The 10,351-nt window shown below is 70.9% G+C and carries 13 protein-coding genes; 6 read left to right on the top strand and 7 right to left on the bottom strand.

What is annotated here, in order from left to right:
- On the top strand, positions 1 to 776 hold a 776-nt coding region (locus tag B2K11_RS12945), incomplete at its 5' end, for a DNA recombination protein RmuC (protein WP_163618688.1).
- Positions 777 to 802: 26 nt separating this feature from the next.
- Here B2K11_RS12945 and B2K11_RS12940 read toward each other — a convergent pair.
- Positions 803 to 1,015, bottom strand: a complete 213-nt coding sequence (locus B2K11_RS12940) for a UDP-N-acetylmuramyl pentapeptide phosphotransferase (RefSeq protein WP_163618687.1) — start codon at positions 1,013 to 1,015, stop codon at positions 803 to 805.
- 152 nt (positions 1,016 to 1,167) lie between these two features.
- Positions 1,168 to 2,157: a class II fructose-bisphosphatase gene (gene glpX, locus B2K11_RS12935; RefSeq protein WP_163618686.1), complete on the bottom strand. Its 990-nt coding sequence runs from the start codon at positions 2,155 to 2,157 to the stop codon at positions 1,168 to 1,170.
- 267 nt (positions 2,158 to 2,424) lie between these two features.
- Here glpX and fbaA point away from each other — a divergent pair, with 267 nt between their 5' ends.
- On the top strand, positions 2,425 to 3,456 hold the full coding sequence (fbaA, locus tag B2K11_RS12930; RefSeq protein WP_163618685.1) for a class II fructose-bisphosphate aldolase: 1,032 nt from the start codon (positions 2,425 to 2,427) through the stop codon (positions 3,454 to 3,456).
- Between the two features lie 103 nt (positions 3,457 to 3,559).
- On the opposite strand, the gene B2K11_RS12925 is transcribed toward fbaA, so the two are convergent.
- The 5 genes from B2K11_RS12925 to B2K11_RS12905 all read right to left on the bottom strand — a co-directional run bounded on the left by B2K11_RS12925 (position 3,560) and on the right by B2K11_RS12905 (position 7,257).
- Positions 3,560 to 4,111 carry an MOSC domain-containing protein gene (locus B2K11_RS12925; RefSeq protein WP_163618684.1) on the bottom strand — a complete coding sequence of 184 codons (552 nt, stop codon included), beginning with the start codon at positions 4,109 to 4,111 and terminating at the stop codon, positions 3,560 to 3,562.
- Between the two features lie 51 nt (positions 4,112 to 4,162).
- The gene (locus tag B2K11_RS12920) at positions 4,163 to 4,867 is read right to left on the bottom strand and encodes a hypothetical protein (protein WP_163618683.1); all 705 of its coding nucleotides are present in this window, start codon (positions 4,865 to 4,867) and stop codon (positions 4,163 to 4,165) included.
- The gene (locus B2K11_RS12915; protein WP_163618682.1) at positions 4,864 to 5,403 is read right to left on the bottom strand and encodes a sigma-70 family RNA polymerase sigma factor; all 540 of its coding nucleotides are present in this window, start codon (positions 5,401 to 5,403) and stop codon (positions 4,864 to 4,866) included. Before B2K11_RS12915 ends, B2K11_RS12920 begins: the two co-directional genes overlap by 4 nt.
- A gap of 172 nt (positions 5,404 to 5,575) precedes the next feature.
- The gene (locus B2K11_RS12910; RefSeq protein ID WP_163618681.1) at positions 5,576 to 6,220 is read right to left on the bottom strand and encodes a DUF6264 family protein; all 645 of its coding nucleotides are present in this window, start codon (positions 6,218 to 6,220) and stop codon (positions 5,576 to 5,578) included.
- On the bottom strand, positions 6,217 to 7,257 hold the full coding sequence (locus tag B2K11_RS12905) for a 4-hydroxy-3-methylbut-2-enyl diphosphate reductase (protein ID WP_204260118.1): 1,041 nt from the start codon (positions 7,255 to 7,257) through the stop codon (positions 6,217 to 6,219). Before B2K11_RS12905 ends, B2K11_RS12910 begins: the two co-directional genes overlap by 4 nt.
- Before the next feature lie 161 nt (positions 7,258 to 7,418).
- Between B2K11_RS12905 and xseA the strand changes: the two genes are divergently transcribed.
- Genes xseA through B2K11_RS12885 form a run of 4 tightly spaced genes read left to right on the top strand, consistent with a single transcriptional unit; the run spans position 7,419 to position 10,321 of the window.
- A complete protein-coding gene (gene xseA / locus B2K11_RS12900) occupies positions 7,419 to 8,774 on the top strand; it encodes an exodeoxyribonuclease VII large subunit (RefSeq protein WP_163618680.1) in 1,356 nt (451 codons plus the stop codon).
- Positions 8,775 to 8,784: 10 nt separating this feature from the next.
- Complete coding sequence (locus B2K11_RS12895; protein WP_204260114.1) at positions 8,785 to 9,030, top strand: exodeoxyribonuclease VII small subunit; 246 nt, start codon at positions 8,785 to 8,787, stop codon at positions 9,028 to 9,030.
- Positions 9,027 to 9,674, top strand: a complete 648-nt coding sequence (locus B2K11_RS12890; RefSeq protein ID WP_163618678.1) for a DUF4245 family protein — start codon at positions 9,027 to 9,029, stop codon at positions 9,672 to 9,674. Before B2K11_RS12895 ends, B2K11_RS12890 begins: the two co-directional genes overlap by 4 nt.
- A 35-nt stretch (positions 9,675 to 9,709) precedes the next feature.
- Positions 9,710 to 10,321, top strand: coding sequence for a carbonic anhydrase (locus tag B2K11_RS12885; protein ID WP_163618706.1), 612 nt, complete (start codon positions 9,710 to 9,712; stop codon positions 10,319 to 10,321).
- Positions 10,322 to 10,351: the final 30 nt, after the last annotated feature.

The raw sequence follows: 10,351 nt of genomic DNA, 5'->3' as shown, positions 1-10,351 counted from the left end.
CGATCACGACGGATGCCGGAGCCGGCCGCCCCGACATGGTGATCCGCCTGCCCGGCGACAAGGCCATCGCCGTCGACGCCAAGGTGCCGCTCGACGCGTTCCTCGAGGCCAGTGCGATCCCCCTGACCGCACAGGGCGCGGAGGCGGCGCGACGTCGCTCGCTGCTCGACAAGCACGTCAAGGCGGTGCGCGCGCACGTCGACGCCCTCGCCCGCAAGACGTACTGGGCCGGCCTCTCGTCGAGCCCCGAGTTCGTGGTGTGCTTCCTCCCGAGCGAGTCGCTGCTCTCCGCCGCCCTCGAAGAGGATGCCTCGCTGCTCGACTACGCCTTCGGCAAGCGGGTCGCACTGGCGTCGCCCGTGAACCTCTGGGCGGTGCTCAAGACCGTCGCCTACACATGGACCCAGCAAGACGTGTCGCAGGAGGCCCGTGCCCTCTTCGACCTCGGCAACCAGCTGTACGAGCGACTCGGGTCGCTCGCCACGCACGCCGACGACCTGCGACGCGCGATCGAGCGGACCGTCGACAGTTACAACCGCTTCGCCGGATCGCTCGAGACCCGCGTGCTGGTGAGTGCACGCAAGTTCCCCGGCATCGATGCGACGAAGCTCGATGCGGTGAACGAACCCGCCACGATCGACAAGACCCCGCGCCGGCTCACCGCACCCGAACTGCTCGACGAGACCCTCGCCGGTATCGACGAGACACCGAAGACGCCCACGGCGACCGCGGAACTCGGCGACGTGCGCGTACGCATCGCCATGCCGAACGAGTAGCGCCCGACGGGTGACCGCCGAACGCCTCAGGCGCCGCCGGGCACGAAGCTCAGCAGCACGATCACTGCGGCGGATACGCCGACAAAAGCGCCGATCATCCACCAGGCGCTGATCTCGTGTCCCTCGTCACGCCGGACGCGCAGCAGCACGTCGGGGCGTCGGGCCGGATCGATCGCGTTGGCGACCACCGCGTGCGCACCCGTCTGGGGCGACGACGGTTCAGCGGACTGCGCAGACATCGTCAACTCCTCGCGTCGGAAACACCATCATGTGTCCATCGACACCACACATGATTCTGCCAGAGTCGCCCGCGAACGGCCGTCACGAATCAGTCACAAGGGCACATTCGCCACAGAGGCCACACCGGACACGCCAGCCGGCGGCGATACGGTCACAGCCACTTCGAGACGAGGTGCTCCGACGAGATGCGCCGCAGCGTCCCCGATGCTCCACGCAGCACGACACTCTCGGTGTAGACGTAGCCGCCCTCGCGGCGCACGCCGGCGACGAGCGCCCCGTCGGTCACTCCGGTCGCCACGAAGATGGTGTTGCTGCCCTTGACGAGTTCGTCGGCCTCGTACACGTATCCGTCGAGCCGCAGTCCGGCGTCGACGCCCCGCTGCTTCTCGTCGTCGTCGCGCGGCCAGAGCCTGCCCTGGATATGACCTCCGAGCGCCTTGATCGCGCACGCGGTCACGATGCCCTCCGGGCTGCCGCCGACGCCGACGCACATGTCCGTGCGGGCGTTGTGACGGGCGGCGTTGATCCCGCCCGCGACATCGCCGTCGCTCATCAGGCGCGTGCCCGCCCCCGCCTCGCGGATCTCCTCGATGAGGCGCTCATGCCGCGGGCGGTGCAGCACCGACACGACCAGCTCTTCGACGGGCTTTCCGAGCGCCTTGGCGAGCAGACGGATGTTCTCGCCGATCGGCAGGCGGATGTCGACGACGCCCACCCCGGCCGGGCCGGTGACGAGCTTGTCCATGTAGAAGACGCTGGAGGCGTCGAGCATCGTGCCGTGGTCCGAGACGGCGATCACCGACAGCGCATTGTTGCGCCCGGCCGCCGTCAGCGAGGTGCCGTCGATCGGGTCGACCGCCACGTCGGCCTGGGGCCCGCGGCCGCTGCCGACCCGCTCGCCGTTGAACAGCATCGGGGCTTCGTCCTTCTCGCCCTCGCCGATGACGATCGTGCCGTCGAAGTTGACGGTGGTGAAGAAGGCGCGCATCGCATCCACGGCGGCTCCGTCTGCTGCCTCCTTGGCGCCGCGGCCGATGAACGGCACGGCTCGGATCGCGGCGGCCTCCGTGGCCCTCACCAGCTCGAGTGCGAGATTGCGGTCGGGATGGAGGGGACTCATGTCCGCGGTCAGGCTCACCATGCGGTCAGCCTAGCCAGCTTGTTGCCCGATTCCTCGTAATTTCACGCTTTCGCAAGTGAAGGAATTGCGTTTCTTTCCGACGTCGCAGGGACGTGGGTTTCCCGCGGCGGCGGAGCGCACCGGCATCCGTGCACCATCCGGCGCTTCGGTAGAGTTTGCAGTACGCCCGCGGGATCGACAGCCTGGGGCCGACGCCTTCCGCCGACGCCCTTCCGCCGACAACCTTCGGCCGACACCCTTCAGCACCGTGAAGATCTAGGAGCACCCATGCCCGTCGCCACCCCGGAACAGTACGCCGACATGCTGGACCGCGCGAAGGCCGGTGGCTTCGCGTATCCCGCCATCAACGCCGCCAGCTCGCAGTCTGTCAACGCCGTCCTGCAGGGCCTCACCGAGGCGGGATCCGACGGGATCATCCAGGTCACCACCGGCGGCGCCGACTACTTCGCCGGCCACACCGTCAAGGCCCGCGCGACCGGCGCGCTCGCCTTCGCCGCCTATGTCCACGAGGTCGCCAAGAGCTACCCGATCACGGTCGCCCTCCACACCGACCACTGCCCCAAGCCGGCGCTCGAGGACTTCGTGCTGCCGCTCATCAAGGCCTCGGAGCAGGTCGTCGCCGACGGTGGCAACCCCATCTTCCAGTCGCACATGTGGGACGGCTCGGCCGTGCCGCTCGCCGAGAACATCGAGATCGCGAAGGAGCTCCTCCCCCGCCTCAAGGCGATCAACGCCATCCTCGAGGTCGAGATCGGCGTCGTCGGCGGCGAAGAGGACGGCGTCCAGCACGAGGGCTCGAACGAGGCGCTCTACACGACGACCGCCGACGTCTCGCAGGTCGTCGAAGCACTCGGCCTCGGCGACCAGGGCCGCTGGATCGCGGCGCTCACCTTCGGCAACGTGCACGGCGTCTACAAGCCCGGCAACGTGAAGCTGCGCCCCGAGCTGCTCGGCGAGATCCAGGAGGGCATCGCCGCGAAGTTCGGCACCGGTCCCAAGCCCCTCGACCTCGTCTTCCACGGCGGCAGCGGCTCGACCGACGAGGAGATCGCGCTCGCCGTGGCCAACGGCGTCGTGAAGATGAACATCGACACCGACACCCAGTACGCCTTCACCCGCTCCGTCGCCGGCTTCATGTTCCAGAACTACGACGGCGTGCTGAAGGTCGACGGCGAGGTGGGCAACAAGAAGGCCTACGACCCGCGCGCGTGGGGCAAGATCGCCGAGTCGGCGATGGCGGCCCGCGTCGTCGAGGCGACGCAGCAGCTCGGCTCGGCGGGCAAGAGCCTCGCCGCGTAACACCGGCCGCGCGGGCAGCGATGCCCGGTGAACATCGGATGCCCCGGCACCGGCCCTGCGAGGGGCCGGGCGCCGGGGCATCCATATCTCTGGGAGGCAGCGTCTATTCGGGGTCGCGGTAGATGTCGAGGAGCCCGGGAGCACCCTCGGGGCGATGGAGCACCACGATCTCATCGCCGGCCTGCACGCGCCCGCCCTGCACCACGCGCAGGTAGGGCCCGAGGCGGCGTTCGCTCGAGAAGCGCTTCACCCAGCCACGCGCCGCGTCGCCGCCCACCCAGCGGGCGAACGTCTGACAGGGCGTGCGCGGCATGGTCACCTCGAGCTCCACGCGGTCGCCGATCCGCCACCGCTCGCCGATGAGCGCCGCGTTGACATCGAGTCCTTCGACGCGGAGGTTCTCGCCGAACCATCCGGGCGGGAGTTCCCGCCCGAGCTCGGACTCCCAGTACGCGGCATCCTCCGCCGCGTACGCGTACAGCGCCTTGTCCAAGCCGCCGTGGTGCTTGCGGTCGGCCTGCACATCGGCGTACACGCCGTACGGCCCGACGCGCACCGGCCCGTCCACGGGCGCCTTGTCGATGGCGGTCACGCCGACCGGGCCGGCGTCGGGATGCAGTCGCCGGACGGCGCAGACGGCGACGAGGCGAGGCATCCGCTCATCCTAGCCACCGCGCCGTCCGCCGGACGCGAGACGACGACGGCTTCACTCTCCGGGCTCGCCACGCAGCAGGACCCGGCCATCCGAGACGGCGCGCACCTCGATCGAGGCGATGTCGGAGCGGTCCAGGGCGGTCCCGGCATCCAGATGCGCGGTCGATCCCGGCCCGGCGCGCCAGCTGGACAGTTCGCTGGTGGCACCGTCGGTCGACGTGACGACGAGCACGTACGGCCACTCCTCATCGGCGGCATAGGGATCGTCGGTGGGCGGGTAGTCGCAGACCATCGCGATCCGCGTGCCCCACGCGACGTCGGTCAGCTCCACCGTGGCGCTCAACGGCACGTCGGTGACCGGCTGGAGCGCGACGACATCTTCGGGCACCGCCACCGGATCGACCGAGGTCGTGACCGCGAAGCCTACGACCACTGCCAGCACCGCAGCCGCCGCGATGCCGGCGCCCCAGGCGATCACCCGCCGACGGCGTGCGTCGCGCCTGCCGCGTGCGACGACCCGCGTCCGCGTCCCGGGGTCGAGACCGCTGGCCTCACCGGGCGCGTCGAGGAGCGATTCGGCGCGGTCGACCCCCACGCGCGCCAGCAGGCCGATGGCCGGAGCGAGGTCGGCGATCGCGTCACGGCAGAGGCGGCATTCGTCGAGGTGCGCCTCGTAAAGCCTGCGGTCGTCTGAGCCGAGCGCGCGCACGACGTACGCGGCATCCCAGTCCGCGAAGCGGACGTGGTCGGTGCTCATCGCGTCAGCCCCTTCTCCTGCAGGGTGAGGCGGAGCGAGCGCAATCCGTAGTGGAGGCGGGACTTGACGGTGCCCGCGGGGATGTCGAGCTCGTCAGCCATCTCGGCGATCGACTGCCCGCGGTAGTAGGCGCGCACGACGACGGCGCGATGCTCCGTCGTCAATGCGGCCAGCGCCTCCTCGACGATGATCGCCTCGAAGAGCGCGTCGGTCCCATCCGGCGCGATGCGCTCGGGCACCTCGGCCACGCCGATCTCACGGCGGCGGCGCGCACTGCGGGCCTCGTCGATGACGAGGTGTCGGGCCACCGTGAACATCCACGAGCGCGTGGTGGAGGGATCCTGTTCGAGGATCCGGGGCGTTCGCCACGCCCGCAGCAGAGTTTCCTGCACGATGTCGTCGGCACCGGAACGATCGCCGGTGAGATGCACGACATAGCGCCAGACCGGGGCGGCGTGGGCATCGTAGAGAGCGGCCAGCCGTCCGGCGTCACGATCGGCGGCGCTGTCATGACCCTCCACGCTGTCGTGCGGCATCCATCACCTCCCGCAGGAGACACGAGACGTGGCATCCGCAGGTTCAGGTGAGCCGCAACGCCCGTGCCGTCATCCGAGTATGGACCTCGGGCACCCGATCGCGGCAGCCCCGACGACGCGTGCCGCCCTGATCCGACAGGCGCCGCGTCCACTCGACCGGCGCTGCGCGAACTCAGCCGCCGGCGCTGTCGATGAGCGCCTGCCACACCGTCGGGTCGCTCAGAAGCGGCACAGCCATCAGCGCGCCGGCCGCGAACGTGAACAGGATGCCGGCCACCAGCGGGATCCACCAGGTCAGCCGCCCGCGGCGCACGCTCCAGAACGAGACCGCGGCCGTCGCGCACCATCCGATCGTCAGCACGAGGACGGCCGCGATCCCCCACGCCCTTCCGTCGGCCGGGTCGCTGAGCTGCACGTCGACGCCCAGCAGCGCGAGCATCGTCTCGGCGTATGCGCCGTAGTCGAGGAACGCCGGTACTGCCGATACGACGTTCACCAAGCCGTACGCGAGCAGCGCGAACGTCACGATCCGATCCACGGGGCGCGGACGTCGCTGGGCGGGCTCAGCGGGCTGAGACGGCGACGGGATGCCGAGGGCCGGGGCCTCCTCGGTCACGATCGACGTCGCCGATTCCTGCTGCCAGGGCGCGGGCGCCTGGATGCGAGCGCGCTGTTCTTCGGGCGTGGCGTACTCGCCGTATTGCGGCCGGGGTCGCGCTGATTCGTCACTGTGCGGGCGGGGCCGCGGTGCGTCCGCGGGCGGCGCCGCCGATCCGGGCGGCGGATCGGGCTGCGCGGTCGCCGACGCGTCGCTCATGCGCGGCTCCGGCCACCGAGGGCACGGTCGTCACGCCGGCCCGCGGCATCCGTCCGCAGCTCCTTGGGGAGGGAGAACTGCAGATCCTCCTCGGCGGTGCGCACCTCTTCGACGTCGCGGTATCCGGCGGAGGCGAGGTCGTCGAGCACCTGCTGCACGAGCACCTCGGGCACCGACGCGCCACTGGTGACCCCGACCGTCTCGACCCCCTCGAGCCAGGCCTGCTCCACCTCGTCGGCGTAGTCCACGCGGTAGGCGGCCTTGGCGCCGTACTCGAGTGCGACCTCGACGAGCCGCACGCTGTTCGACGAGTTCGCTGAGCCCACGACGATCACGAGGTCGGCATCCTTCGCGACCTTCTTGATCGCGACCTGGCGGTTCTGCGTGGCGTAGCAGATGTCGTCCGACGGCGGGTCCTGCAGCTCGGGGAACCGCGCACGCAGACGCCGCACGGTCTCCATGGTCTCGTCGACCGACAGCGTCGTCTGCGACAGCCACACGACCTTCGACGGGTCGCGCACCTCGATGGTGTCCGCCTCGTCGGGAGAGTTCACGATGGTCACGTGGTCGGGCGCCTCGCCCGCCGTGCCCTCGACCTCTTCGTGGCCGACATGGCCGATGAGGAGGATCTCGAAGTCGTCACGCGCGAAGCGCACGGCTTCGCGGTGCACCTTGGTGACGAGCGGGCACGTCGCGTCGATGGCGCGCAGGCCCCGATCGGATGCCGCATTCACGACCGCCGGCGACACGCCGTGCGCGCTGAAGACGACGTGGGCGCCCTCGGGGACCTCGTCGACCTCCTCTACGAAGATCGCACCGGCGGCCTCGAGCTCGGTGACGACGTGGATGTTGTGCACGATCTGCTTGCGCACGTACACCGGCGCACCGAAGCGCTCGAGGGCCTTCTCGACGGCGATCACGGCACGGTCCACGCCCGCGCAGTATCCACGCGGGGATGCCAGGAGCACCCGCTTCTGTCCGGTGCCGGCGATATCCTGGAGCGGTTCGCGCCGCCGCGGGATGCGCGGGATGGGCATGCTCACAGGGGCCTGACTCGCTCGGGTCTGCCCCGCGGTGCTGATGCTCACCCCACGATTCTACGGGCGGGCTCCTGAGCGGGGCCTCCGCGAGACCACCCGCGGCGCCAAGCGGTGCCCCGGGCGACAGCCGCCCGCCCTCCGGGGCACGAAAGGACCGCATGACGACCTTCCAGCCCGTCGCCGTCCCCGGCGAACCCCCGCCCGCAGACTCCGTGCGACCGCGGGACTCCACCGCGCAGGCCCCGACCTCTGTCGCCCGCCTCAACGACACGATCCGCGGCTTCGTGCAGACGTGGGGGTCGGTGTGGGTCGAGGGCGAGATCACGGCGTTCAACCTGCGCGGCGGCAACGTCTTCGGGCGCCTCAAGGACCTCGCCGGCGACGCCACGATCTCGTTCCGCATATGGTCGTCCACCCGCGACCGGCTGCCCGGCGACCTCAAGGTCGGCGACCACGTGATCGCCTGCGTGAAGGCGGACTACTTCGTCAAGAACGGCGACTTCGGCTTCGGCGTCTCGGCCATGCGCCATGTCGGGCTCGGCGACCAGCTCGAGCGCCTCGAGCGGCTGCGCGTGCAGCTGCGGTCCGAGGGGCTGTTCGACCCGTCGCGCAAGATGGCCCTGCCGTTCCTTCCGCGCCTGATCGGCCTCATCACCGGCGAGAACTCGGATGCCGAGAAGGACGTGCACCGCAACGCCGAGCTGCGCTGGCCCCAGGTGCGGTTCCAGACCAAGTACGCCGCCGTCCAGGGCGACCGCTGTGTGCCCGAGACGATCGCGGCGCTGAAGGCGCTGGATGCCGCACCCGACGTCGACGTCATCATCATCGCCCGCGGCGGCGGCGACCCGCAGACCCTGCTCGGCTTCAGCGACGAGCGCCTGCTGCGGGCGGTGGCCGCGGCATCCACCCCCGTCGTCAGCGCCATCGGCCACGAGAACGACCATCCGCTGCTCGACGACGTCGCCGACCTCCGGGCCTCGACGCCGACGGATGCCGCCAAACGCGTCGTGCCGGATGTCGCGGAGCAGCGCGCGATCGTCGGCCAGCTGCGCGCCCGGATGAACATGCGCCTGACCCAGCGGATCTCGCACGACATCGCGCAGCTCGAGCAGCTCAGGTCGCGACCGGTGCTGCGCGCACCCGAGACGCTGCTCACCAGTCGAGCGCACGAGGTGGAGCTGCTCGCGGCGCGGGGGCGGGACCGGGTGGACCGCTCGCTCCAGCTGCACGAGCGCCGCACCGCCGAGCTGCGCGCGACACTGCGCGCCCTCTCGCCGGCGTCGACCCTCGCCCGGGGCTACGCCATCGCGCACCTGACCGACGGCGTCATCGTGCGCGACGCGGCGCAGGCTCCGGCATCCACTCCGGTCGTCGTCACCGTGGGCCGCGGATCGTTCGCCGCGCACTCCGACGGCGAGCTCGCCGAGCAGCCGTCCGCGGCCGCCGAGTCTGCGGTGGAAGATGGCGCGCGGCCCGACCCGGCAGGGCGCGGGGCCCCCTCGGCCGCGAACTAAGATGGAGGCCATGACTGAGACGAGCGGCGCCCTCGAGGACGTCGCGACCCTCTCGTTCGAGCAGGCGCGTGATGAGCTCGTACGGGTCGTCGCCGAGCTCGAGCAGGGTGCGCCGACCCTCGAGCACTCCCTGGCCCTGTGGGAGCGCGGAGAAGCCCTCGCCGCACGCTGCGAGGAGTGGCTGCTGGGCGCCAAGCGCCGGCTCGAGGCCGCGCGGGCGACGGTCGAACGTGGCGACGGCGAGGCAGCCCGATGACACGCGGACCCCGCATCGTCGCCGAGCTCGGCCGGCCCGAGACACCCGAAGAGACCGCCGACCGCAAGGCGGAGTCGTCGCGGGTCTACCGCTCGAGCCAGAATGTGCGCAACCTCGTCGCGGCGCTGCTGGCCACCCTCGCTGTCGTCGTGGTCGTCATCTTCGCGGTCCCGCGCGGCACCCCTCCCGCGCGCGAGCCGATCGACGTCGCCGCCGTCGCCGAGAGCATCGCGGCCTCCGAGGAGCGCACCGTCATCACGCCCGAGATGTCGGACGGGTGGGTGGTGAACAACGCCGGCATCGAAGGCAACGGCTCGGTGCGCGCCTTCACCGTCGTCTACGCCCCGGCCGCGGAAGACGAGCGGGGCTTCCTGCGCGTGGCACAGGGCTTCGACGCCGACGAGGCGTGGGCCGCGCGTGTGCTCTCGGGCTCCGCCCCTCAGGACACCGTGACCATCGACGGCGTCACGTGGGATCGCTACGACCTCGATCCCGATCGCACCGGCAACATCACGGTCGCGCTGGCCACCGACGCCGGCACCGATACTGTGCTGATCTACGGCGCCGCCGGCGAGATGGCGCTGGAAGAGACGGCACGCTCCGTCACCGATCAGATCACCGCGCTGCGCGAGGAGGCCGAGTGACCGACCAGTCCGCACCTGCCAAGGCCTGGCAGGAGATGCAGCGTGGAAACGCCCGCTTCGTCGCCGGCAGCCCGCGACACCCCCGCCAGGACGTCGACACCCGTCATGAGCTCGCCGAGGGGCAGCGCCCCCGCGCGGCCCTGTTCGGCTGTTCCGACTCGCGACTGGCGGCCGAGATCATCTTCGACAAGGGCCTCGGCGACCTGTTCGTCGTGCGCAACGCCGGTCAGGTCATCTCGGACTCGGTCGTCGGCAGTCTCGAGTACGCCGTGGCGGTGCTGGGAGTGCCGCTCATCGTGGTGCTCGGCCACGACGCGTGCGGTGCGGTGCGTGCGGCGATCGACATCACCGACCCGGAGGCCGACCCGCTGCCGCCGCACATCTGGCGTCTGATCTCCCCGATCGTGCCCGCGGTGCGCCGCGTCCAGCGCGGGTCCGCCGTGGACGGCGTGTATCCGGCTGCGATCGACGCCGACGAAGTCGGCCGCGAGCACCTCCGCGACACGGTGGGCGAGCTGCTGAACGCGTCCGAGCTCATCAGCACCGCCGTCGCCGAGGGCCGCCTCGCGATCGTCGGCGCCAACTACCGCCTCGCCGAGGGCACCGCGGTCCCCGACGTGATGGTCGGCGTCCCCGACCTGGCCTGATCCCGACTTCCCCCCAACCCCGTACCGACA

The organism is Microbacterium sp. B35-30 (assembly GCF_010634855.1).
In the GTDB taxonomy this organism is placed as follows: Bacteria; Actinomycetota; Actinomycetes; order Actinomycetales; family Microbacteriaceae; genus Microbacterium.
This window is presented reverse-complemented; position numbering and strand designations above follow the sequence as displayed.